This is a genomic window from Klebsiella sp. P1CD1, from assembly GCF_003790505.1.
GTDB classification, from domain to species: Bacteria; Pseudomonadota; Gammaproteobacteria; order Enterobacterales; family Enterobacteriaceae; genus Klebsiella; species Klebsiella variicola.
The window spans coordinates 3,525,871-3,548,557 of the sequence record NZ_CP033631.1; the positions used below are offsets into that span (position 1 = coordinate 3,525,871).

Consider the following 22,687-nt stretch of genomic DNA (forward strand, 5'->3'; position numbering starts at 1 on the left):
CTTGACACTGTACATTAACACAGTAAAACTATCGCCCGCGATCAGCATACAGAGGACAGAAGATGTTTGTGGAACTGATTTATGACAAGCGCAATTTTGCCGGGCTGCCGGGTGCCAGAGAGACCATTCTTAACGAACTGACCAAACGCATGCAGCGCATTTTCCCGGAAGCGGAAGTGCGGGTGAAGCCTATGATGACGCTGCCGGCGATCAACACCGACGCCAGCAAGCATGAAAAAGAACTGATCAGCCGTACGGTGCAGGAGATGTTTGAAGAAGCGGATATGTGGCTCACTGAAGAGTGATGCCGCCCATCGTTGGCGGTGGCCATCTCTTTAAGAGCTTTCCCGGATGTGTCAGAGCTGCGGGCAACAGTACAATAGCGGCGGTTGCAGACTGGCAATGCAACCTTCGCTCACCTGCTGGCTCTTGCATACGGTCAGCAGGTGAGCCCTACCAGCCTCCCCTCATCGCCCTCACAGCGTCTCCGGTAGCGCCGCTATAATTCTATCCACCAGCTCGCGATGCTGATGGACCTTCCCGCATTTAACAATGATCTGCCTGGCGTTGTCATAGCCCGGGGCCCACAGCCGGTTATTGAGCAGAACGTCCTTATAGACCGCGATCAGCGGTTTGTTCCACGCCGCCGCCATATGCACCACCGAGGTGTCCGGAGAGATAATCAGCTCCGCCTGGGCAATCAGCGCCATCGCATGGTGCAGCGTGTTAAACGGATTAATCACCACCTCCGGCGGCAGCGAGATGCGGATCTCACGCCGGTGATCGAGCAGAATAACCGCCAGCCCCGGATGGCGAGCCCGCAGCTTGTCGAGCAGTTCGGCCAGCTGCGTCTGGGAGAGACTCCGGTCGGCATGGCCGGCAAAAATATTAATCACTACCGCTTTTCCGCTCAGCGACGCCAGATACTGCGCCACCTCCTGCATAATCGGCCCGGGCACCGCCAGGTCGTAAGTGTCCAGAGCGCGGGTGTCCAGTTGGAGATAGTCGGCGATCAACGCGAACGTCTTCGTTACGTGCCAGCGCTGGCAGTCAAAATCAAAAGAGTGAGAGTAATGTTTAATCGATGGCCATTTATTAAACCCGAGCACTGATTTGGCTTTTATTTGTCGAAAAAGCCGCAGGCGATGCACGGGAATATCGAACAGCGAAGGGTCAATAATAATATCGTACTTATTATTAGCCAGTTCATTAATGACGTCGCGGGGAACGTTATGGTTAAATTTACGCAAAAAATCAGCGGAATTGACCGGCTCAGCTTCATAAATATGGCGGATCCGCGGGTTATAGCGCATCACCTGGCTGTTAGAGGTCGTCAGCAGAAAATCAACGATATAACCTGACTGATGCAGGCATTTTACCAGCGCGGAATCCACCACCACATCGCCGACCGCCCCCTCATTACGCATGAGTAAGACAGTTTTCGCGGACGATAAATCCACCGGCTGACGGCGTCGGCGGTCCCAGAGCGCTTTCGCCACTCCCACCCGCAGGGCATTACGTACTTTCTTAGTAAAGTAATTCCGCCGTCTGTTGAGCTCCCTTATTTTATTAAACTTCTTGCGTGGGGAACCCTGCATGGTTGCATCGTGCATCATCCTAACCTCATTACGGCAATTATTAATATTCTGTGTCGTCCGATAGAGACTGAGCGAAATAAAAAAAGTTCGATTGAAAATGAAAATCATTCTTTTTTTTATTTACAAAACTCATCTGCTGCGCCTGCGAGATTGCACCACAGCACTGTGAAGCAATAATGAGCGAATGGTGAATTTCCCGGCCCACCGTTGGCAGGCTGACGCAACAGCGCTAAGCTGGCGGCTTGATGATGTCAGGAGGACGCTATGCTTGAAGCAGTAGAAGGTAATATCCACCAGCGGCTGTGCGCGCTGCTCGACGAACACCAGGCGCGCTACCGGGTGATGGCGCACGACGCGGTCGGCCAGTGCGAAGCCGTCTCGGCGATCCGCGGCACCGCGCTTGGCCAGGGCGCAAAAGCGCTAGTCTGTAAAGTAAAAGGAAACGGCGTCAACCAGCATGTGCTGGCGATCCTCGCCGCCGATCAGCAGGCCGATCTCGCCAGCCTGGCCCGACATATCGGCGGCAGCAAAGCCTCGCTGGCCAGTCCGGCGGAAGTGGATGCCCTCACCGCCTGCGTGTTCGGCGCCATTCCCCCCTTCAGCTTCCATCCGGCGCTGCGGCTGGTGGCCGACCCGCTGCTGTTTGAGCGCTTTCCACAAATCGCCTTTAACGCCGGACGCCTGGATCGGTCGATCATTCTCGATACCGAGGATTATTTACATATCGCCCGACCGGAGATCGCGACCTTTCGCCGCCTTAGCTAACCGGGCATCCGCCCTGATTTTCGCCGCATGGCGTAAAAATCCTGTTTATTCACGCCACGATGCGTAGAGTAAGCGGGATATTTTTTGGCTTTCTTTTTTTGGCAAGGACCTCTGTACATGTTTGATACCACCCTGTTGATCCTGCTGGGCCTGGCGGCGCTCGGCTTTATCAGCCATAACACCACCGTAGCGATCTCTATCCTCGTGCTGATTATCGTGCGCGTTACACCGCTGAATACCTTCTTTCCCTGGATTGAGAAACAGGGGCTGACTGTCGGGATCATTATTTTAACCATCGGCGTGATGGCGCCTATCGCCAGCGGTACGCTGCCGCCCTCGACGCTGATCCACTCCTTTATGAACTGGAAATCACTGCTGGCGATTGCGGTCGGGGTGTTTGTTTCGTGGCTCGGCGGGCGCGGTGTCTCCCTGATGGGCTCCCAGCCGCATCTGGTGGCCGGGCTGCTGGTCGGCACGGTACTCGGCGTCGCCCTGTTTCGCGGCGTCCCGGTCGGACCGCTGATTGCCGCCGGGATCATCTCATTGTTTATTGGGAAGTCGTAGCCAGGCTGCCGTGATAGCGGCCCGGCGTCTGTCCGAGTCCTTTTTTAAACATGGTGATGAAGGCGGTGGTGGAGTCATAGCCCAGCGCCTGAGCCGTTTGCTGCACCGTCTGCCCGCGGATCAGCAGCTGTAGCGCGAGGATCAGCTGCAGCTGATGGCGCCAGCGGCGAAAGCTCAGCCCCGTTTCGCGCACTACCAGGCGGGCCAGATTGCGCTCGCTCATCGCAAACACCGCCGCCCACTGGCTCAGGGTCTGCCAGCGCGCCGGATCCTCGGCCATCATCGTCACCATCTGACGAATTTTCGGGTGGTTTGATACCGGCAGCTGCAGGTGCTCCTGCGGCTGCCGGGGCAGCTCATCAAACAGAACCTGCACCAGCCGGGCCGTGGCAGGGGCGGCCAGCAACTCCCCGCCGCGTTCCGCCAGGGTGAGGATCAGCTCCCGCACCAGTGGGGAAATCTTTAACGTACAGCAGCGGTCCGGCATCGGCGCGGCGCCCGGCTCGATGAACAGGAAACACACCTGGGCGCCGGGGGTGGCGCGGTTACTGTGGGAAAGCTGTCCCGGGACCCACACCGCATACTGCGGCGGCACCATCCACATCGCGTTCTCCACCTCGCAGGTCAAGGCGCCGTGCAGGGCGAGGATCAGTTGCCCCTTACGGTGAGAATGCGCCGGAATATACTGCTCCGCCTCCACCACCTGAATACGAAAGGCAATGGCCGATTCGTGGCCACTGTCCGGTTCATAACCATCCAGACCCAGTCCGATCATCATGTTGTCCGATATTAGCGATAATCTGTCATTTTAGCTTGATTTAAACAGAGGACAAAGTCGCTATCGTAACCCCCTCGTTAGTTACCTTGAGAATGATATGTCTTCTGTGATCTCCTCTACCGGCCGCCGCCCCGCGCTGCTGATTGCCGGTATCTTGCTCATCGCCACTACCCTGCGCGTGGTCTTTACCGGCGCGGCGCCGCTGCTGGACGCGATTCGTAGCGACTATGGCCTGACCACCGCGCAGACCGGGCTACTCACTACCCTGCCGCTGCTGGCCTTTGGCCTTGTTTCGCCGCTGGCGGCAGGAGTTGCCCGCCGGTTCGGCATGGAACGCAGCCTGCTGCTGGCAATGCTGCTAATCTGCGCCGGCATTGCCCTGCGCTCCCTGCCCTCCGCTGCACTGCTGTTTATCGGCACGGCGGTGATCGGCTGCGGTATTGCGCTGGGCAATGTCCTGCTGCCCGGGCTGATTAAACGCGATTTCTCGCAGCATGTCGCGCGGATGACCGGCGCCTATTCCCTGACGATGGGCGGCGCGGCGGCGCTCGGCTCGGCGCTGGTGGTTCCCGTGGCAATGGCCGGATTCGGCTGGCGCGGCGCGCTGTTGCTGCTGATGGTCTTCCCGCTGCTGGCGCTCCTCAGCTGGCTGCCACAGTCCCGGCGCCGGGCGGAGGCGCCATTGACCGGCTCAGGCGCCATGCACAACCGGGGGATCTGGCGGTCGGCGCTGGCCTGGCAGGTGACGCTGTTCCTCGGCATCAACTCGCTGGTCTATTACGTGATTATCGGCTGGCTGCCGTCGATTCTACAGAGTATGGGCTATAGCGAAGCGCAGGCCGGCTCGCTGCATGGCCTGCTGCAGCTGGCGACCGCCGCGCCAGGTCTGGCGATACCGTTGATCCTGCATCGGCTGCGCGACCAGCGTGGGATCGCGGTGCTGGTCGCCCTGATGTGCGCCATCAGCGCCGCCGGGCTGTGGCTGCTGCCAGGGCTGGCGATCGGCTGGACGCTGCTGTTCGGCTTTGGCTCCGGAGCTACCATGATCCTCGGCCTGACGTTTATTGGCCTGCGCGCCAGCTCGGCGCACCAGGCCGCGGCGCTGTCAGGGATGGCGCAGAGCGTCGGCTATCTGCTGGCCGCCTGCGGGCCGCCGCTGATGGGTAAGATCCACGATGCTAATGGCGACTGGCATATTCCGCTGCTGGCGGTGGCGCTGATTTCGCTGGTGATGGCGGTCTGCGGCGCCCTCGCCGGACGAGACCGGGAAATCCATTCCTGAAGATGACCGGCAGCGCCCGCTGCCGGTGGGTTTATTGTGCCGCGGCGCGAATCAGCGCCTGGACCAGCGGCGAGGGACGCCCATCCAGCGCGTGGCGTTCATGCTGGAACAACGTGGCGACAAAAAACGGGTGCGTCACCAGCTCGACGGCGCGGATCTCACCCTCTTCATCCCAGCCGGTGACGCGCAGATCGCCCTGCTCCAGCTCACCGGCAAACGCGCTGTCCACCCCGTACCGGCAGTGGTAGCCCTCTTCAATGCTCTCCCGGCCATAGGCGCGGGCAATCAGCGTATTCGCCCGCAGCTCGACGACGGCGGAGGTCTCCACCAGCGAACAGCTAAGGGGAGCGATCACCATCCGCCCTTCGCTGTCAGTTTCCGCATGGCCGGCATCCTGCCAGCCGAGCACGTTACGGGCGTATTCAATCACCGCGTGCTGAAAGCCGCCGCAGGTGCCGAGGAAAGGGATGCCGTTTTCGCGGGCATAGCGGATCGCAGTAAAGGCCCCCTGCGGATGACGATACGGGCTACCGGGAACGACCCAGACGGCATCGTACTCGGCCAGCGCCTCGCCGGAGACGATCGACGGGGTGGCGAGCCAGTCATATTTCACCGGCTGCTCCAGCACGGCGGCAGCATCGTCTATCGCCAGGGGAATGGCCTGATGGGCAACAATATCGGGGTGATAATCGCCGACGAGGGCGAGGCGTAAAGGGGTTTTCATAGCAGGTTCCTTATGTCTGGACGAGACGAGCAGCACAAGGCACGTCAGGATAGCGATCCCTCCAGTGGAACACAATCCTTATTTTCGCCCCACCGCCCCCCCGGCGGGTAAGGTATACTGAAGCAAGCGTGAAAGGGAGAAAGGATGAAAAGTAAGCTTTTGGTCAGCGCCTGCCTGATGGGATTCCAGGTGCGGTATAACGGTAGCGAGAAGGCACAGCTGGCGGCGACGCTGTCCCGCTGGCAGCAGACGGGGCGGCTGGTGATCCACTGCCCGGAGCTGGCGGCCGGTCTGTCCACGCCCCGTCTGCCGGCGGAGATCGTCGGCGGCGCCGGCGGGGATGTCCTTGCCGGGCGGGCGCGGATCGTGGAAAGCGACGGCCGCAACGTCACGGGACATTACCAGCTGGCCGCCTGGCTGGCGCTCAGCGCCGCCCGGGAAGCGGGCTGTCAGGCAGCGTTACTCACCGATGGCAGCCCTACCTGCGGCAGCCAGTTTGTCTATGACGGTTCTTTTCGCGGACGACGCAAAGCGGGTGCCGGGGTCGCAGCCGATCTGCTGCGCGCCCACGGCATCACGGTATTTTCCGACGGGCAAATCCCGCAGTTGCTCGCCTGGATGGCACAGAGGGAGCAGGATAATGATTCAATGTAAACGGGTGTATGACCCGCAGGAAAGCAGCGACGGCTACCGGGTGCTGGTCGACCGTCTCTGGCCGCGGGGGATTAAAAAAGAGGCGCTGGCCTGTGATGAGTGGTGTAAGGCGTTAACGCCTTCCGCTGAGCTGCGAAAAGCCTTTCACGGCGAGGCGATCGATTTCGCCCACTTCAGCCAGCGCTATCGCCAGGAGCTCGACACCCATCGTGAAACGGGCCTGCGGCTGGCGGCGCTGGCGCAGCGCCAGCCGTTGACGCTGCTGTACGCTGCGAAGAACACCGAGCAGAATCATGCCCAGGTGCTGGCCGCCTGGCTGGCGGCCCTGCCGGTTACGATTTAGCCGGATGATCCCGGCGCCACAGCGCCCACTCGTCGAGGGTTTCGCCGCTGGGTAGTTTGCACTGGGTGCTAACGCCCTGCGGCGTTTGCACCGGCACCCGGGTACCGCCGGATTGCTGACAGTACACCGACGCGGGATTGGCCATGCCGATGGTTTTCGTCGGCGCGGTGGACTGCGGCTGGGCACAGCCGGCTAATACCAGTGGCAGAATAGCCAGTAACTTTTTCATCGTTCCTCCCTTTCCTGAATGCCCGGGGATTTTAGCCTGAATCTCCACGTTTTCTCCATCTTGCCTGCACTTTTCCCCCGTAGAGTAGCCCCTGTTCTCGAACTGACCAGAGAACAGATCATTCCATAATCAATGAGTTTTTCCCCGTCGCCCCCGACGGGGCTTTTTTTCCTGCCGCGTGGACAAGTATTCCCCAAACAGATGTGATAAATTTAAAAATATCACTGTTTATTCGACGCTGATGTCCGTTTGCAGCCCATTATGCTGGGGTGACGTTTGGCGTGCTGGAGCTGTATTATTCATGTCAGATTTTATTCTTGCCCGGGTGTCGCAAACCCTCGCTGCGGAACAGTCCCTGGAAACCCTGGTGCGCCAGCTGCTGGAGATGCTTGAGGCGGTGACCCGAATGGAGTCCACCTATCTTACCCGCATCGATATCAACGCCCAGCGGCAGCAGGTAATGTTCGCCCATAACAGCAGCGAAATGCAGATCCCGGAAGGATTCTCCGTCCCCTGGGATGAATCCCTGTGCAAACGCGCCCTTGAGGATCAGTGCACGTTTAGCAACGACGTGGCCCATCGCTGGCACTCCTGCATCGCCGCCCAGGAGCTGGGGATCGCCACCTTTTTAAGCATTCCCGTCCGCCTGGCCGATGGCTCGCTGTTCGGTACCCTCTGCGCCACCAGCCGACAGAAGCAACCTTATAATCTCGAAGGTGAACAGGTGATGGGCCTGTTCGCGAAGCTCATTTCCCACTACGTGGAAAAAGACACCCTGGTGCAACAGCTGCAGGCGGCTAACGTCGCGCTGGAGCTGCACTCGTCGACCGATGAGCTCACCCAGCTTCCTAATCGCCGTGCGCTGTTTAAGCAGCTGGCGCTACGCTTTGCCTCCGCCCGCGCCCAGCAGCAGCAGGTCTCGCTGATTTTTATCGATCTCGACGGTTTCAAAGCCATTAACGATCGGTTCGGTCATCCGTGCGGCGACAGCTTCCTGGTGCAGGTCGGCGAACGACTCACCGCCGTCGCGCGCCGTGAGGATATCGTTGGCCGCCTTGGCGGCGATGAGTTTTTGATCGTCGGTAGCGCCCAGGATCCAGCGGCGCAGCAAGCGTATGTCACGATCCTGCGCCAGGCCCTGTGCGGCGTCTACTTCCTCGGCGAACAGCGTATCGACTATGAAGGCGCCAGCTTCGGGGTGATCATCTGCGATCCGCAGAGTATCGATGTTGAAGCGGCCTTACGCGCCGCCGATGAGGCGATGTACCAGGATAAGAAGTCCCGCCGTCAGGAGAATTTCATTCATATTGACTAAAGTACCGCGATATCCAGTATCATGCAGGGCATCATTCGTGGGTACAGAGACACTATCATGAAATTGGGTATTCTTTTCCCGGTGGCGATCTTTATCATCGCCGTCGTCTTTCTCGGCTGGTTTTTTGTCGGCGGCTATGCGGCGCCGGGTGGGGCATAATGAAAAAAAGCACCATTATTATGCTGGTTGTCGCCATCGTGGCGGTGGCCGGCAGCCAGTTCGGCTGGTGGTGATCGCGGCGGCGATATTGCGGAGTTATCCTATCCCATCAACAAGTTAACCCTTTACACTCACGTTATCCACCGCGGCATTCTCTGCCCCGGGGAAAGCAGAATAGCGGGAGAAGTAAGGGATGAAAAAACCGATCGTGTTACCGTTGATTATTGCGCTGTGCACGCTGTTATCGGGATGCATTATTGACGATGGGTACCACGCCCATCGCCATCACCACCATCATCACTATCATGACGATGATTAATCCTTCAGGCTGTTGATGAGCCGAAAAGACAGGGCGAACCGCGGTTCGCCCGTTGACGCTTAATCCTGGCGCTCGTCGCCGAGGAAAATAAAGCCGAGGGGGATAGCGAAGAGCGCGGTAAAGACAATGCTGTAAACCGTCACCATCGCGCCCTGCAGGAAGAACATGGACGTCGTCCACTCTGAGTACGGCATATTGTACTCGCTCACCACGCCCCCGAAGGTCGCCCGCCCCACCACCGCCAGCGCGATAGCAAACACCGCCGCGAGCGACAGACAGTATTTTTTGCAGTTTTTATTGCTGAGGAGTTTTTGCAGAATCATCGGGGCTTCCTTTTTGCTGAGCGATAAACGGCTGTATATGTAACACCAATGCAATAAAAAATGAAGGGTTTTTGTTACAGGGCAGAATAAGAGACGGCGGGCCGGTCAGCGGGTAACCGGCCCGAGGGGATCAGGACTGCAGGGTAGCCAGGCGCGCGGCGAACCCAACGAAAACCAGACCAATCAGGCTGTTGCCAAGTTTGGCCAGCTTCTTGCGGGTTTTAACGTAGCGGGTGACAAACGAGCCGGAGAGGATCAAAAAGCTCATATAGCAGAAGCTAATCACCTCGAGGGTCAGCGCCAGAATAAAGAACGCCACGCCGGGCGCTTTGGCGTTGACATCGATAAACTGCACGAAAAACGACACATAGAACAGAATCGCTTTCGGATTGGTCAGACTCAGGGTCAGAGAGCGCTTGAGGATCGCGCTCGCCGGCTCCGCGCTGGCGTCGGCCTGGCCATCGCGCTGGGTCAGCACCGCGTAGAGCATTTTACCCCCCAGCCACAGCAGGTAGATCGCCCCGAGGTAGCGGACGACGTTAAACAGCACCGGCGTGGTCTTAATCAGCGTCGCCACGCCGGCAAAGGCCAGAAACATCAGCACCGCGTCGCCAATAAAGACGCCCGCCGCCGCCAGATAGCCTTTCTTCACGCCGTGGGCAATGCCCGTCTTCAGCACAAAAAACGTATTAGGGCCAGGGACGAGAATGATAAACACCGCCCCGACCAGGTAGGTCAAATAATTCAGAACACCAAACTCAGCGAACACTTTGCACTCCTTCGCGCACGACTAAAACATGATCCGGCTCACGTTACCCCAACTGTCGGGATTTTGAAAGCGCAGCCTGTGCGGGAAGGTTAATAGACGGAAGGTTCACCCAGCGGGCGGGTTTTAAAACGACGGTGCACCCACAGATACTGCTCGGGGGCACGCAAAATCTCGCGCTCGATCACCTTGTTGATATAGCCGGCAGCGATCTGCTTATCTTCACCCGGATAATCATTCATTACTTCGCTAATATGCAGGCTGTAGCCCTGGCGATCCAGCTTGCGCACCATACTGATACTCAGCATTTTCGCACCCGATAAACGAGACAGAACATAGGTGCCGTTGGTGGTCGCCGCCTGTGGGACGGAGAAAAACGGCGCAAACACGCTGCCCTTAGGACCGTAATCCTGGTCGGGAGCAAACCACACCGCTTCACCTGATTTTAAGGCATGCACCAGACCGGTCAGGTTGTTGCGATCGATCATCGCTTTGTTCGAACGCAGGCGACCACGGGTTTGCACCCACTCCATCAGCGGGCTGTTGTGCGGACGATAAGTGGCCATCATTGGACGGCACAACCCCATCGCGCGCCCGCCCAGCTCCAGCGACATAAAGTGCACACCGACCACCATCACCCCTTTGCCGCCGCTAAGCGCATGATTAAGGTTGGCAAATCCTTCGACATCAAACCATTTTTTGACCCGCTCGTCGCTCCAGAACCAGGCCATGCCGGTTTCGATAAGCCCCATTCCCAGCGACATAAAGTTTTGATCGATCAGGGTCTCGCGCGCCGCCGGCGACATGTCCGGGAAGCAGAGCTCAATATTGCGCCGGGCGATATGTTCGCGGCGTTTGAGAAAGCGTCGGGAGAGGCGACCCGCGCTGGTGCCAATAAAATGCAGCAGCGGATAAGGCAGTTGCACGATTAACCAGAGGATGCCGAGCCCAAACCAGGTCAGCCAGTTGCGCGGGTGTAAAAGTTGTTTATTAAATACGCAGGCCATGATTTTTCCTGTAAACATTAATTATGTGGTAACGCTTAAGGAAAACAGAATCCATTTATCATCATTAGGCGGTACGTACAGCAAGTTCGACAATACTAATCCGCTGAAATTCCCTCCGGCAAGTAAAAAACAACTTGCTGACAAAAAAACATAATTGCGGCACAAGTGTTACCAAATGTAAACTTAAATCTTATCCTCTTCTTAATATATTCATCGTGCATATCATTTTCACGCTAATCATCAGCGTTACTAACAGGCATAACCGAAACCCGCCGCGAGAACGCCTTGTCTGCCGGGGACTGAGCCCGCTCAGCCACGTGGCCCGCAGCCTGCCCGCGTCCACAAGATCGTCGTCTGTACCGCGAAAGAATTAAAGCGCTCCCGCTTCAGAGTGAAACATTTTTTATCCGTCGGCATAAGGAATATTAAAATCGCCTTAAGGGAATAATTAAGAATAGACTTATTTAAAGATGCTTTAAAAATAAGCGTCTTGCCAGTTGTTTGCACTTTAATACCGCCCACACCCGCCGTAAAAAAAATATTTCTTTACGCCTTATACGCATAAAGCGCGGCGTTTAGCGCGGACAGTGACCCGACATCGGGTCACTGTGGGGCAAACCGCAGCGAAGGCGTGAGCGACACCCTGGCCGCAGAGGATCAGTAGGTGTGGAAATATTGCTGGATCAGCTGTGGATCTTTCGTTTGCGTCAGCGCAGTCATCAACAGAATACGTGCTTTCGCTGGGTTGAGGGAGTCGGACACCAGCCCAGGCTGGCTGTCATCCGGCGGCACGACGCCGCTGCCGGTACGGGAGGCGCGAACCACCACGATGCCCGCCTGCTGCGCTTTTTTGATGCCCGCAGCGCTACGTACCGACACCGACCCCGCCCCGGTTCCGGCGTAGATAATACCGTCGGCATGATGGGCGATCGCCGCGTCGTACATATACTCCGGGTCGTCCTGATAACCATAAATGATCACCACCTTCGGCAGGGTCTTCAGCTGGCGGACATCGAACACCGAGCGCAGGGTGTGAATTTTATCCACGCGCGTCTCGAACTGGGGTTTTCCGCCCACCACGACGCCAAGGTAGCCCTCCTCCGGCGCCCGGAAGGTATCCAGCGAAGTGGCATTGGTTTTGGTGACGAAGCGCGCCGCGCCGATGCGGTCGTTCAGCACCACCATCACCCCGCGACCCCGGGCATCAGGATCGGCGGCGACTGTGACCGCTTCCAGCAGGTTCATCGGCCCGTCGGCGCTGATCGCCGTCGCCGGACGCATCGCCGCGGTAAAGACCACCGGCTTGTTGCTTTTGACCGTCAGATTGAGGAAATAAGGGGTTTCATCGAGGGTGTCCGTGCCGTGGGTGATCACCACGCCATCGACATCATCCCGGGCCAATAACGCATTCACCCGCTTCGAGAGTTCCAGAATAATGTCGCTGGTCATGTTCTCACTGCCGATATTCGCCACCTGCTCGCCTTCGACGTGGGCGATTTTACTCATTTCCGGCACGGCGTTAATCAGCGTCTGCACCCCAATCGCCCCGGCTTTATAACCCGTTGTCTGGGTATTGCTGGCAGCCGAACCGGCAATCGTCCCGCCGGTGGCTAAAATAACGATATGCGGTAGACGCGTCTCGCTAAATGCCAGACTGCTCATCGTCAGTAACGCAATGGTAAGTAATGCTCTAAAATTCATACAGGTCACTCCCTTCATAGACATTAATCAAACTAACGCTTGCTTAATGCAAAGGGCTTGCCAGAATTTATTTATTTTTTGGGGGGGAAATGGTTAACTATCAGACAATAATAAGGTTCTCGCATCAACATCGCCCAAATCTGGTGCACGGCAGGCTCTGAATCGGGCAGCGCTATGAACCTGATACATTCTGGGTATTAACCTGTTCAGCAGCCAACTACACAACACGCATTGCGATCAGATTATCGACACTTCCGTCACCCGCGAGGTCATTTTTGCCCGCCAGGTAACGCGTACGGAGAACAGAAATGCGTATTGCCCTGAAATCAGCGCTAATGCTGACGACCAGAGTCATTCAGATCATTAACCCTGAACTGCACCGGCATATGCAACGAACGGCCTTAATCGCCCTGACGCTGGCGCAAAGGCTGGGGCTGCCTGCCGAGCGGCAGCAGACCATTTTTTGCGCCGCGCTGCTGCACGATATCGGCGTGCTGGGAGATAAACGCACCATTCATTCGCTGGATGCCATCGATAACATCCACGATTCGCATCAGCGCCAGGGGGCGGCGATGCTGGAAGGGTTAGTGACCTTTCTGCCCATTGTCCCCTTCATTCGCGATCACCATTTTAGCCCGGACCACCGGGGTAGCCGCGAACAGCATATTGTCTATTTCGCCGATGCCTTTGAACGGCTGCTGCCTGCCGGGAGTCACGTGGCCGGCTGGCCCACACGGGCGGTGGTGGAACAGTTCGTCTCCCTGCACCGGGAGATCGATCCGCCGCTGTGCGATATGCTGTGCGAGGTCGCTGAAAATGCGAACTTCTGGCAGCACCTTCATCCCGGCCATATTCAACGGCTGCTGGAAATTATTGGTCCCATCAACACGCTGTATCTGGATATTCATGGTCTGAAAGATATCTGCCTGCTGATTGCCAAAATTGTCGACACCTACAGCAGCTTTACCGCCACCCATAGCATCATGGTGGGGGAAATCGCCCGCCAGCTTGCCCGCTGGATACAACTGCCGGAGCCCATCTGCCAGCAAATTCAGATTGCCGGCTATCTGCACGATATCGGCAAGATCTCTATCCCGCTCTCCATCCTCGAAAAAGAGGGCGAACTGGATGAGGACGAACTGAACCAGGTGCGCGAGCACAGCTATATGACCGGCGAGATCCTCAGCGACTACAGCGAGCTCGGCGACATCATTAACTGGGCGTCGAATCACCATGAAAAACTGGACGGCAGCGGCTACCCTCTGCATCTCGAAAAAGATCATCTGACCCTCGCCGACCGTATTATCTCTATCGCCGATATTTTCACCGCGCTGACCGAAGATCGCCCTTATCGTAAAGGAATGGCCTGGCAGGAGGCCTTACAGATTATGGAAGCGGATGTTATAAATGGCGCTCTGGATAGCGATGTCTTTCTCGTTTTGCGCCACCATGCGGAAACGCTGCACGCCATCATTCTTCAGACCCTCGAACACCCCCGCAGCGAGCACCGCCCCTGAGGCAGGCCGCCGTCATGGCGGGGGGCGAGTTCTATAATTAAAACAGCTTCATCTGCATGCAAGGAAATACAGGGTGAGAATCGCCACCATCACCAACTGGGCTTACGGGATCACCGTCGGCCTGACGCTGGCATCCGGCAGCGCCATGCTTATGGCCTCCAGCGCCGACCGCGTCGAACGCCAGGCGGTACAACAGCGCCAGGTCTTTGATACCCTCTCCGACGAGGTGGAAAACGACGCCTGGGCGCTGTCTGACCTCGCCCGGCTGTACGTGGTTAAGCCTTCGCCGGAGACGCTTACGCAGTATCAGCAACTGCAGCAGACCGACAAAAGCATTGAGCAGCGGCTGGCCGGACTGAAAGATAACGGCGCCAGCCGCGAGGAGCTGGCGCTACTCCAGGATGGTCTGCGGATCGCCGATGAGCTTCAGGATGAACAGCAGGCGGCCCTGACGCATGTCGCCCGCGGCGATGCGCCAGCGGCCATCGCGGTGCTGTACGGCAAAGCGTATGAGACCGAACTGGAGCGCATGCAGACGCAGATCGATCGCTTCCGTCAGATGCTTGAGCATCGCGCCGCCATCGCTATCGACCAGGCCACCGAGCGCTCGCGGATCTGGCGTACGCTGTCGGAAATCATGGTCGGCCTGACCGCCCTGATGTTTTTGTTTGTCCTCGGCTTCATTCTCAAACGCCGGGTGCTGTACCCGGTGGTCCGTCTGAGCGACGTGGTGCAGCGTCTCGCCTCCCAGGACTATGCGGTGGAGACGCCGCACTTCACCCAGGTGGATGAGATTGGCGATATGGCCCAGGCGATCCGCATTTTTCGCGAGAACGGCCTGGCCCGCCAGCAGCTGGAGCAGCAGCGCGACGCCGACTGGGCGATCCGTGAACTGCTGGCGCGTATGACCCAGCGTCTGCAGGGCTGTGAAACCATAGAGGATGTGATTAAGGTGGCGGAGCTGTTCGCGCCGAACATCGCCCCGACGATCCCCGGTAAACTGTATATTCTGGATACCGATCCATGGCAGATGCGCTGCGTGGCGCAGTGGCTGTCGCCCGCCGGGGAGACGACGTCCTTTGCTCCCGACGACTGCTGGGCGATACGGCGGGGACTCAGCCATCCGCCGGTGCAGGGTGAGCCCGATATCACCTGCTATCATCTGCCGGAGGCGCACGCCGGCCAGTCGCTCTGCGTACCGCTCATCGCCCAGGGCGAAGCTATCGGTCTGCTGAGCTTTCAGAACGTCACCGCCAGTGACGCCCCTTCCCGGGCTTACCTGGAGCTGATGGCCGAAGCGCTGGGGCTGGCGCTCGCCAATCAGCGTTTACGCAGCGCCCTGCTGGAAAAAGCGTTGTTCGATTCGCTGACCGGCCTGCGTAACCGCCATCATCTTGATGAAGCGCTGCACTCGCAGATGGCGCTGGCGGTCCATACCCACACCCCGCTGAGCTGCCTGATGATCGACATCGATCACTTCAAAGCCATCAATGACCGCTACGGCCATGAAGCCGGGGATCTGGTGATTAAGAGCGTCGCGACCATTGTGCAGCGCGCGGTGCGCGATATCGGCATGGCTTTCCGCTACGGCGGCGAGGAGTTTTTAGTGCTGCTCCCCGGCATTGACGAAGCCGGGGCGCACCAGTGCGCCAGCGAGATCTACACCCAGGTGCACAATATGACGCTGCGCGATGGCCTGACCGAGATAGGCCAGGTGGATGTGTCGATTGGCATCGCCAGCTACCCGCAGCACACCCAAAGCGACAGCCTGCTGCGCGCAGCGGACGCCGCGCTGTACCGGGCGAAAGAGCTGGGCCGTTCAAGGATTGTCAGCTTTGGCCGCCTGAAGACCCGCTAAGCGGGATTATTGCTCAGCGGCATTAAGCAGCGAGATAACTTTCCGCACCACCGCCGAACGGAAATGGCGGTGGTAAACCATGCTCAGCTCACTCTCCGCCAGCCGATCCTGAAGATCGATATACACCACGTTATCAAGGCGTAAGGCCCGCGCCGAGACCGGCACCAGCGCCACCCCCACCCCGGCGGAGACCAGGCTAATCATCGAGGTGACATCGTTAATTCGCTGCACCACCTGCGGCGTAAAACCCGCGACGCGACAGGCGTCAATAAATACCTGCTCCAGTCCGGTGCCCTGCGGATCGTCAAGCGAGATCCAGTTGTCAGTGCGCAACGAGGCCAGATTGAGCGCCCCCACGCCTGCCAGCGGATGCTGTTGATAAAGCGCCAGGCAAAGTTTTTCCCGCACAAATGGCCTGACCACCAGCGCGTCCGGCGGTGACGCCAGCGGCGCGCGGATGATGGCGATATCCAGACGCAGATCCAGCAGCGCTTCGTAGAGCATTTGCACATCCCCCTGCACCAGCGACAGCTCAATCCCCGGCCAGTCAGCGCGCAGCTCGCGCAGGAGCCCCGGCAGTTTGCTGTCATACATCGCACTGGAGACATAGCCCAGATGCAATCGCCCCTGCTCGCCTCGTGCGGTGCGCTGGGCGTCCAGGACCGCCTGATCGGCCATCTCCAGCGCCAGCCGCGTCTTCTGCAAGAAGGCCTCGCCCGCGGCGGTGAGGGTCAGGCGCCGGTTAGCGCGGGAGAAGAGCACCACGCCCAGGCGCTGCTCGAGTTGTTTAATCTGCTGGCTGAGGGCGGGCTGGGCGATATGTAACCGCTCTGCCGCCCGATGCATATGTAGTTCTTCAGCAACGACCACAAAATGGCGTAACGCTCGCAAGGACATGGCCGGACTCCGCGGAGTAAATTGATAATAAAAATGTTATCAATAACGCATGAATGATGCAATTGATAACCATTAGCCTGCGAAGCATACTGTGCGCATCGACACGCTAAGGAGAACATCATGACCGCACCGATTCAGGATCTGCGCGACGCCATCGCGCTGCTGCAACAGCATGACAATCAGTACCTCGAAACCGATCATCCGGTTGACCCTAACGCTGAGCTGGCCGGCGTCTATCGCCACATCGGCGCGGGCGGCACCGTGAAGCGCCCCACGCGCATCGGCCCGGCGATGATGTTTAACAATATTAAGGGCTATCCGCACTCGCGCATTCTGGTGGGCATGCACGCCAGCCGCCAGCGGGCCGCACTGCTGCTGGGCTGCGAAGCCTCACAGCTGGCGCTGGAGGTAGGCAAAGCGGTGAAAAAACCGGTCGCGCCGGTGGTCGTTCCGGCCAGCAGCGCCCCCTGTCAGGAACAGGTCTTTCTGGCCGACGATCCGGATTTTGATTTGCGCACCCTGCTCCCGGCGCCCACCAACACCCCGATCGACGCCGGTCCCTTCTTCTGCCTGGGCCTGGCGCTGGCCAGCGATCCCGACGACGCCTCGCTCACCGACGTCACCATCCACCGCTTGTGCGTCCAGGGCCGGGATGAGCTGTCGATGTTTCTCGCCGCTGGCCGCCATATCGAAGTGTTTCGCCAGAAAGCCGAGGCCGCCGGCAAACCGCTGCCGATAACCATCAATATGGGACTCGATCCGGCTATCTATATCGGCGCCTGCTTTGAAGCGCCAACCACCCCGTTTGGCTATAACGAACTGGGCGTCGCCGGCGCGCTGCGTCAGCGTCCGGTAGAGCTGGTACAGGGCGTCAGCGTCCCGGAGAAAGCCATCGCTCGCGCCGAGATCGTTATCGAAGGGGAACTGCTGCCGGGCGTACGCGTCAGAGAAGATCAGCACACCAACAGCGGCCACGCGATGCCGGAGTTTCCTGGCTACTGCGGCGGCGCCAATCCATCGCTGCCGGTGATAAAAGTCAAAGCGGTGACCATGCGAAACAATGCGATTCTGCAGACGCTGGTAGGGCCGGGCGAAGAGCATACCACCCTCGCCGGGCTGCCAACGGAAGCCAGTATCTGGAATGCCGTTGAAGCCGCTATCCCGGGCTTTTTACAAAATGTCTACGCCCACACCGCGGGCGGCGGTAAATTCCTCGGGATCCTGCAGGTGAAAAAACGCCAGCCCGCCGACGAAGGGCGTCAGGGGCAGGCCGCGCTGGTAGCGCTGGCGACCTATTCCGAGCTGAAAAATATCATTCTGGTCGATGAAGATGTCGATATCTTTGACAGCGACGATATCCTGTGGGCGATGACCACCCGTATGCAGGGGGATGTCAGCATCACGACAATCCCCGGCATCCGTGGTCACCAGCTGGATCCTTCCCAGACCCCGGCATACAGCCCGTCGATCCGCGGAGAGGGTATCAGTTGCAAGACGATTTTCGATTGCACGGTGCCGTGGGCGCTAAAATCACACTTCGAACGCGCACCGTTTGCCGATGTCGATCCGCGTCCGTTTGCGCCGGAGTATTTTGCCCGGCTGGAAAAAAACCACGGTCAGTAAAATCAGATGATAGCCGCCGGAGCACGGCGGCATCTTCCGGGCCAGCATCACCTGCAGCGGGTGGCTGACGCAGGGTTAGTTGATCGCGGCGGAGAGGTCTTTTTTCACCTGCTCACGCTGCTCGGGGGTCAGCACCTGGCTCACGTCGAAGTAGTATTTCACACGATAATACCGCACCTGCTGGTCCAGCTGGCCAAAGGCGGCCAGCTGCTGTTTGACCTTAGCGTCATCCCATTTTCCGGAGTGAATAACGTCTGCCAGAGCACCATCCTGATAGCCGCTGATTTTAATCTGGCTTACATTATTTTCGAATCCCTGACGCAGCGCCTGGATTTTGGCGACCTGCTCTTCACTCAGCTTCAGGTGCTGGACGACCGGATCCTGCGAGACAGACGGTATATCGGCGGAGGTCGACGCCTGGCTGGCTGCCGTAAAGCAGGTGGTCAGCGCAATGGCGAGCAGGGTGTTACGCAAGCGAGTATTCACAGTGAATGATCCTTCAGAAAAGAAAATGAGAGGCGATTATCACTGCGCTAATAAAGACTATCTGTAACAAAGGGTTAATTTAAAACTGGATAAAAAAAGGATGGTAAGAAACAGAAATCAGATCCCGGGTCAGCAGCACAGAAAGATATATTCATCCTTCCAGTAACGGCCCTGTCCAATGATATCCCCGGCGGCGCTGATTAACTGTTTTTGCTTTTCGGTTTCAATCCCCTCAACGATCACATGGCTGGTCAGGGTATGAATAGATTGCAACAGCCCGGGAAAAGCGGGGTCGTTTTCTTTATCCCAGAAGTAATCTTTATCCACTTTGACGCAATCGAAGCGGAAGCGCTCCAGCAGCGGGAAGGACGTCCGTCCGCGGCCAAAATCATCCAGCCAGACCGGGCAAAGCGCCGCCAGCGTGCTCAGCGCCGTCAGCTCACGTCCGGCGATAAACTCGTGAAAGTTCTCATTTATTTCCAGAGCAATGTGTTTACAGGAGCGCAGGAAATCACAGAGATAGCGATCCGTCAGAATAAAGTGGCTTAATAAATCATCAATATTCAGCGATATCGGTTTATTATCGACCCGGGCGAAATCAAATACAGAAAGTAACTCGATTTGCCGAATAAATAGAGCAAGCTTATCGCGTTCGGTAAGCGTGGAGAAAGAAAACGTCGACGCAGAGGTGGTATTTTGTGCGGGTGCTATAATATCTTTAGTAAGCAACTCCCACGAGTGGTAGCTGCCGTCATCGCTAATAGCGGGCTCCAGAACGAAGCGATAAGAGGTATTTTTCACGTTTTCTTCAACCATTTAAAAAATACCAAAAATAAGAAAGGGTTAAAGCATGTCATATATTTTCCGCCAACAAAAATAGTTTAAAGTGATCGATAATAATCATTCGATAGTTAAAAACTATCAAGATATAATTTATTGATCGGTAAATTGAATTAATATAAATTAGCCACTGCTGTAACTCCCTCTGAAAAGTCAATTAAAATATTGTTTCAAACCAGACAGTTACCAGAGTATTCTGCGTAAAGCCTGGTCGTCTCACGCTTTGTGCTGCCAGGTAAAAAAAGAGAGGGGTAATAAAAATGAAAAATACAAGCCGCCAGTTTTAGTCATATCATTATGCCGAATATGAATAACGCTGCGTCCTGAGGCGCCGCTTCGCCTGGCATGCCATGAGTCCTCAATAAAAAAGTGTGACTCAGTCGACAAAACGTCATACTTTCCCGCTATCCTGCAGCGAAGAAGAGTGAAGTGGATGACAGGCAGTGAAAAAAATAAACGTGATTCCGCTGGGGCTGATGCTATTCATGCTCATCGCCAGCGCATGGCTGGGCCCTGCGCCGCGGCACACCGGCAGCATGCAGTGCGTTTGGTTTGACGGGGCAATGGTGAGCTGCCTGCCGAAGCAACGACTGGGCGAAGGCTCGCCGCATCATTTACTGGTCAGACGATAAACCGGTACTCGCCGGGTGGTGTTGAACAGATTATCGCAGGCTTCCACCTCTTCCGTGACAATTCCCATGCCGGACCGGCGCAATTGCGCAATGTCCGCCGCCACCCGCTGACTGCCGAACCAGAACAGCGCATCAAGCGCGGTAACCGGCAAGCCGGCAAGTAACGCATGGCGAAGCCGCTCCCGGGCCGGCTTTATCTCGCGGGCAATCTGCTGGTACGGGGCTGCCGTCGGTCCCTGCGGATCGACGCGACGGATACGGTTTGACAGGTGGTAATGGAAGGTCTCCGGAATCGGCTGTAAATCCTGCTTCAGACTGTAGACACAACCGTAACGTTTGCCGTTGAAAACGGCGGCTTTACGATTGAGCTGCAGCTGATCGCGCACGTCGGCGATCAGCTGCGGCGCGCGCACCAGCAGCAGGCGAAAAGGCAATTCGAAGCTGGTGACATAGTCGACATTCAATAGCGCAATGCGCAGACGCTCCTCAGCCCCGGCCTGCTGCTGACGACACTCCAGATAGACCTCACGCCACTGCGCTCTGAGCCGTGGCGACTCACCGGCTTCGGTAAACTGGTATTTTTCAATATCGTAATCAATTCTCCCGGCCACCGCGCATTCCTTTCTGAATCAGTCCGGCGTCATAATAACATCCTCTGGCGCAGTACCCTATGCCGAGCGCCCTCGCGCATCCCCTTCCCGGTTATTTACGATACAGATAACGGGTGATGACCACATCAAGGAGATACAGCAGGAAAATAACGCTGCTTAACCACAATAAACCTGCGAATAAATCAAGTAATTGCATCGTTGCTCCCTCACTGTTAGCCATCGCCGAATGACGCCTCTCACCATAAAGTAGTTAAGTTCTGCCTTAACAGCCACCGAATAAATTTATTTAGTCAAAAGAAAGCCCGGCGCTATTGTACGTTCATTTTACTGTCATCAATTTGTCATCATAAAATGTCTATCATCAACCCGCGCCGCAGGGTTGCCCCGCCCCCATGGCATCCAGGAGAAACGCGCGGCCACAGGTTTAACAACATGGAATAATATCGCCCCACCGTATCCTTAATGACATTGCATCATCTTATATCAGGCGCCACTGTCATCCTGCTGAATAATCCGGAAAACGTTTTAAACAATAAACGCCCTGCTGATTGGTTTACCATGGAGAAATAAGATGCCCAGCGAAAAAGCCCGCAGCCTTGACCATTTCTATGAATTACTGGCGACAGGACAACACCCGAAAATTGAACTCGATTTTGATGTCGCCGCGGACGATTTTTTTAAAATCGCCACCGAGTTTGGCGACATTGGCGCGAGGATCACCCGGGTTAACGAACGATTTATTATTAAGATCAAGCCGCCGAAAGCGTAAGCGCCCCCTGCCACCTTGTTGGGTGCCACGCCAGCCGTCGCGGCCCGACAAGGTTTTCTTAACGAGCCGCGGTCTGACGCTCGGCAAAATAGTGCGCCGGTGTCGTCCCCATCGTTTTTTTGAACATGGTAATAAAGGCATTTACCGATTCATACCCCAGCTTAGCCGCCACGTTTTGTACCGAAACGCCGCTGGCCAGCTCCTGCAGGGCAATAATCAAATGCAGCTGCTGGCGCCAGCGCCCGAAGGTCAGGCCGGTCTCCCGCAGCATCACCCGGGCCAGCGAGCGCTCACTCAGCGCCAGACGCTTCGCCCACACCGACAGGGTGCTGCGATCGTCAGGATGGCTGACCAGCCGGTCGGCCATCGCCCGAATTTTGGGATGTGCTGAGACGGGCAGATTCAGGCGCTGCGCCGGCATGGTCGCCAGTTCGTCAAGGGTCACTCGGGTGAGTCTCCCGGCATGGCTATCCGCCACATAATCCGCCCCCTCACGAGTGAGTCGCTCCACCAGCTCGTGGATCAGGGGAGAGAGCGCCAGGGTGCAGCAGCTGCCAGGCAGCGCGGCAGCGCCGGGTTCAATAAACAGATAATTGAGGCGCGCGTTCCAGGTGGCGGACACACTGTGCGGAATACCGCCCGGGATCCATACCGCGCAGCGAGGCGGCACAATCCACAGGTTATTTTCCGCCCGACAACTCACTGCACCATACAGCACAATAATCAACTGCCCTTTGCGATGGGTATGCACCGGCACTTCCGCTTCATACTCGACAAAATCAAGATGACAGGCGACGGCCGGGCAGGACGCGGCGTCCGGATCGTACAGCGTATTGGCAAAAGGTGATGGCATACGATTGGCCAGATTCAGGTATTTTTTGACAGAATAGAGTATTTCGCCGCAAGCGCAAGCCAGCCATAATCCGC

28 protein-coding genes and 1 pseudogene are annotated in these 22,687 nt (G+C 57.4%); 16 read left to right on the top strand and 13 right to left on the bottom strand.

Annotated elements, in window-relative coordinates; translation table 11 throughout:
* Positions 1 to 62 precede the first annotated feature (62 nt).
* Positions 63 to 305, top strand: a complete 243-nt coding sequence (locus DTA24_RS17555; RefSeq protein ID WP_004203750.1) for a DinI family protein — start codon at positions 63 to 65, stop codon at positions 303 to 305.
* A gap of 171 nt (positions 306 to 476) precedes the next feature.
* Here DTA24_RS17555 and DTA24_RS17560 read toward each other — a convergent pair whose 3' ends face one another.
* The gene (locus DTA24_RS17560; RefSeq protein ID WP_162822960.1) at positions 477 to 1,613 is read right to left on the bottom strand and encodes a glycosyltransferase family 9 protein; all 1,137 of its coding nucleotides are present in this window, start codon (positions 1,611 to 1,613) and stop codon (positions 477 to 479) included.
* On the opposite strand from DTA24_RS17560, the pseudogene DTA24_RS28895 reads away from it, so the two are divergent.
* The 3 genes and pseudogenes from DTA24_RS28895 to DTA24_RS17570 all read left to right on the top strand — a co-directional run bounded on the left by DTA24_RS28895 (position 1,608) and on the right by DTA24_RS17570 (position 2,927).
* Positions 1,608 to 1,767, top strand: a pseudogene (locus tag DTA24_RS28895) (hypothetical protein). The gene DTA24_RS17560 and the pseudogene DTA24_RS28895 overlap by 6 nt on opposite strands.
* 95 nt (positions 1,768 to 1,862) lie before the next feature.
* Positions 1,863 to 2,363 (top strand): YbaK/prolyl-tRNA synthetase associated domain-containing protein, encoded by a 501-nt coding sequence (locus tag DTA24_RS17565; RefSeq protein WP_008807680.1) that lies wholly within the window; start codon positions 1,863 to 1,865, stop codon positions 2,361 to 2,363.
* A 117-nt stretch (positions 2,364 to 2,480) separates the two neighbouring features.
* Positions 2,481 to 2,927 (top strand): DUF441 domain-containing protein, encoded by a 447-nt coding sequence (locus DTA24_RS17570; protein WP_012968512.1) that lies wholly within the window; start codon positions 2,481 to 2,483, stop codon positions 2,925 to 2,927.
* On the opposite strand, the gene DTA24_RS17575 is transcribed toward DTA24_RS17570, so the two are convergent.
* Positions 2,911 to 3,705, bottom strand: a complete 795-nt coding sequence (locus DTA24_RS17575; RefSeq protein ID WP_008807682.1) for an AraC family transcriptional regulator — start codon at positions 3,703 to 3,705, stop codon at positions 2,911 to 2,913. The genes DTA24_RS17570 and DTA24_RS17575 overlap by 17 nt on opposite strands.
* Positions 3,706 to 3,811: 106 nt before the next feature.
* Here DTA24_RS17575 and DTA24_RS17580 point away from each other — a divergent pair, with 106 nt between their 5' ends.
* Positions 3,812 to 4,987, top strand: a complete 1,176-nt coding sequence (locus DTA24_RS17580) for a CynX/NimT family MFS transporter (protein WP_162493322.1) — start codon at positions 3,812 to 3,814, stop codon at positions 4,985 to 4,987.
* 31 nt (positions 4,988 to 5,018) lie between these two features.
* On the opposite strand, the gene DTA24_RS17585 is transcribed toward DTA24_RS17580, so the two are convergent.
* The gene (locus DTA24_RS17585) at positions 5,019 to 5,711 is read right to left on the bottom strand and encodes a CTP synthase (protein WP_012968515.1); all 693 of its coding nucleotides are present in this window, start codon (positions 5,709 to 5,711) and stop codon (positions 5,019 to 5,021) included.
* A gap of 144 nt (positions 5,712 to 5,855) precedes the next feature.
* On the opposite strand from DTA24_RS17585, the gene DTA24_RS17590 reads away from it, so the two are divergent.
* Both DTA24_RS17590 and DTA24_RS17595 read left to right on the top strand, forming a co-directional pair.
* A complete protein-coding gene (locus DTA24_RS17590; protein ID WP_123836982.1) occupies positions 5,856 to 6,365 on the top strand; it encodes a DUF523 domain-containing protein in 510 nt (169 codons plus the stop codon).
* Between the two features lie 4 nt (positions 6,366 to 6,369).
* The gene (locus tag DTA24_RS17595) at positions 6,370 to 6,708 is read left to right on the top strand and encodes a DUF488 domain-containing protein (RefSeq protein ID WP_162823100.1); all 339 of its coding nucleotides are present in this window, start codon (positions 6,370 to 6,372) and stop codon (positions 6,706 to 6,708) included.
* Here the strand turns inward: DTA24_RS17595 and DTA24_RS17600 are convergent.
* Positions 6,698 to 6,937 (bottom strand): DUF333 domain-containing protein, encoded by a 240-nt coding sequence (locus tag DTA24_RS17600; protein ID WP_008807687.1) that lies wholly within the window; start codon positions 6,935 to 6,937, stop codon positions 6,698 to 6,700. The two genes, DTA24_RS17595 and DTA24_RS17600, sit on opposite strands and share 11 nt — an antisense overlap.
* Positions 6,938 to 7,238: 301 nt before the next feature.
* Here DTA24_RS17600 and DTA24_RS17605 point away from each other — a divergent pair, with 301 nt between their 5' ends.
* The 4 genes from DTA24_RS17605 (at position 7,239) to DTA24_RS17620 (ending at position 8,730) form a co-directional block, all read left to right on the top strand.
* Positions 7,239 to 8,252: a sensor domain-containing diguanylate cyclase gene (locus DTA24_RS17605; protein WP_008807688.1), complete on the top strand. Its 1,014-nt coding sequence runs from the start codon at positions 7,239 to 7,241 to the stop codon at positions 8,250 to 8,252.
* 57 nt (positions 8,253 to 8,309) lie between these two features.
* Positions 8,310 to 8,411: a YoaK family small membrane protein gene (locus DTA24_RS17610; protein ID WP_004150782.1), complete on the top strand. Its 102-nt coding sequence runs from the start codon at positions 8,310 to 8,312 to the stop codon at positions 8,409 to 8,411.
* Complete coding sequence (gene yoaJ / locus DTA24_RS29110) at positions 8,411 to 8,485, top strand: protein YoaJ (RefSeq protein ID WP_004892898.1); 75 nt, start codon at positions 8,411 to 8,413, stop codon at positions 8,483 to 8,485. The genes DTA24_RS17610 and yoaJ overlap by 1 nt, the downstream gene beginning before the upstream one ends.
* Positions 8,486 to 8,604: 119 nt before the next feature.
* Positions 8,605 to 8,730 carry a hypothetical protein gene (locus DTA24_RS17620; protein ID WP_012542130.1) on the top strand — a complete coding sequence of 42 codons (126 nt, stop codon included), beginning with the start codon at positions 8,605 to 8,607 and terminating at the stop codon, positions 8,728 to 8,730.
* Positions 8,731 to 8,789: 59 nt separating this feature from the next.
* Here the strand turns inward: DTA24_RS17620 and DTA24_RS17625 are convergent, their stop codons facing one another.
* The 4 genes from DTA24_RS17625 to fraE all read right to left on the bottom strand — a co-directional run bounded on the left by DTA24_RS17625 (position 8,790) and on the right by fraE (position 12,527).
* Positions 8,790 to 9,053 (bottom strand): DUF2534 family protein, encoded by a 264-nt coding sequence (locus tag DTA24_RS17625; protein ID WP_004203731.1) that lies wholly within the window; start codon positions 9,051 to 9,053, stop codon positions 8,790 to 8,792.
* Positions 9,054 to 9,183: 130 nt separating this feature from the next.
* Positions 9,184 to 9,822, bottom strand: coding sequence for a leucine efflux protein LeuE (gene leuE / locus DTA24_RS17630; RefSeq protein WP_004203730.1), 639 nt, complete (start codon positions 9,820 to 9,822; stop codon positions 9,184 to 9,186).
* A gap of 89 nt (positions 9,823 to 9,911) precedes the next feature.
* Positions 9,912 to 10,826, bottom strand: a complete 915-nt coding sequence (lpxP, locus tag DTA24_RS17635) for a kdo(2)-lipid IV(A) palmitoleoyltransferase (protein ID WP_008807690.1) — start codon at positions 10,824 to 10,826, stop codon at positions 9,912 to 9,914.
* 657 nt (positions 10,827 to 11,483) lie between these two features.
* A complete protein-coding gene (gene fraE / locus DTA24_RS17640; RefSeq protein ID WP_012542131.1) occupies positions 11,484 to 12,527 on the bottom strand; it encodes a fructose-asparagine asparaginase in 1,044 nt (347 codons plus the stop codon).
* 308 nt (positions 12,528 to 12,835) lie between these two features.
* Here fraE and DTA24_RS17645 point away from each other — a divergent pair, with 308 nt between their 5' ends.
* Both DTA24_RS17645 and DTA24_RS17650 read left to right on the top strand, forming a co-directional pair.
* Entirely contained in the window at positions 12,836 to 14,044 is a 1,209-nt protein-coding gene (locus DTA24_RS17645) for an HD domain-containing phosphohydrolase (RefSeq protein WP_123836983.1), read from the top strand.
* A gap of 73 nt (positions 14,045 to 14,117) precedes the next feature.
* Positions 14,118 to 15,902 carry a sensor domain-containing diguanylate cyclase gene (locus DTA24_RS17650; protein ID WP_012542132.1) on the top strand — a complete coding sequence of 595 codons (1,785 nt, stop codon included), beginning with the start codon at positions 14,118 to 14,120 and terminating at the stop codon, positions 15,900 to 15,902.
* Between the two features lie 6 nt (positions 15,903 to 15,908).
* On the opposite strand, the gene DTA24_RS17655 is transcribed toward DTA24_RS17650, so the two are convergent.
* Entirely contained in the window at positions 15,909 to 16,799 is an 891-nt protein-coding gene (locus tag DTA24_RS17655; RefSeq protein WP_008807694.1) for a LysR substrate-binding domain-containing protein, read from the bottom strand.
* Positions 16,800 to 16,919: 120 nt separating this feature from the next.
* Between DTA24_RS17655 and DTA24_RS17660 the strand changes: the two genes are divergently transcribed.
* Positions 16,920 to 18,422, top strand: coding sequence for a UbiD family decarboxylase (locus DTA24_RS17660; RefSeq protein ID WP_016160696.1), 1,503 nt, complete (start codon positions 16,920 to 16,922; stop codon positions 18,420 to 18,422).
* Positions 18,423 to 18,497: 75 nt separating this feature from the next.
* On the opposite strand, the gene DTA24_RS17665 is transcribed toward DTA24_RS17660, so the two are convergent.
* Both DTA24_RS17665 and DTA24_RS17670 read right to left on the bottom strand, forming a co-directional pair.
* Positions 18,498 to 18,908 carry a Spy/CpxP family protein refolding chaperone gene (locus DTA24_RS17665; RefSeq protein ID WP_012542134.1) on the bottom strand — a complete coding sequence of 137 codons (411 nt, stop codon included), beginning with the start codon at positions 18,906 to 18,908 and terminating at the stop codon, positions 18,498 to 18,500.
* 129 nt (positions 18,909 to 19,037) lie between these two features.
* Positions 19,038 to 19,724, bottom strand: coding sequence for an EAL domain-containing protein (locus tag DTA24_RS17670; RefSeq protein ID WP_016160694.1), 687 nt, complete (start codon positions 19,722 to 19,724; stop codon positions 19,038 to 19,040).
* A 467-nt stretch (positions 19,725 to 20,191) separates the two neighbouring features.
* Here DTA24_RS17670 and DTA24_RS28300 point away from each other — a divergent pair, with 467 nt between their 5' ends.
* Positions 20,192 to 20,380 carry a hypothetical protein gene (locus tag DTA24_RS28300; protein ID WP_032691162.1) on the top strand — a complete coding sequence of 63 codons (189 nt, stop codon included), beginning with the start codon at positions 20,192 to 20,194 and terminating at the stop codon, positions 20,378 to 20,380.
* Here DTA24_RS28300 and DTA24_RS17675 read toward each other — a convergent pair.
* Positions 20,359 to 20,991 carry a DNA-binding protein gene (locus DTA24_RS17675; protein WP_123836984.1) on the bottom strand — a complete coding sequence of 211 codons (633 nt, stop codon included), beginning with the start codon at positions 20,989 to 20,991 and terminating at the stop codon, positions 20,359 to 20,361. The two genes, DTA24_RS28300 and DTA24_RS17675, sit on opposite strands and share 22 nt — an antisense overlap.
* A gap of 571 nt (positions 20,992 to 21,562) precedes the next feature.
* Here DTA24_RS17675 and DTA24_RS17680 point away from each other — a divergent pair.
* Positions 21,563 to 21,760 (top strand): hypothetical protein, encoded by a 198-nt coding sequence (locus DTA24_RS17680; RefSeq protein ID WP_004140506.1) that lies wholly within the window; start codon positions 21,563 to 21,565, stop codon positions 21,758 to 21,760.
* Positions 21,761 to 21,818: 58 nt separating this feature from the next.
* On the opposite strand, the gene DTA24_RS17685 is transcribed toward DTA24_RS17680, so the two are convergent.
* The gene (locus DTA24_RS17685) at positions 21,819 to 22,613 is read right to left on the bottom strand and encodes an AraC family transcriptional regulator (protein ID WP_012542139.1); all 795 of its coding nucleotides are present in this window, start codon (positions 22,611 to 22,613) and stop codon (positions 21,819 to 21,821) included.
* Positions 22,614 to 22,687 lie beyond the last annotated feature (74 nt).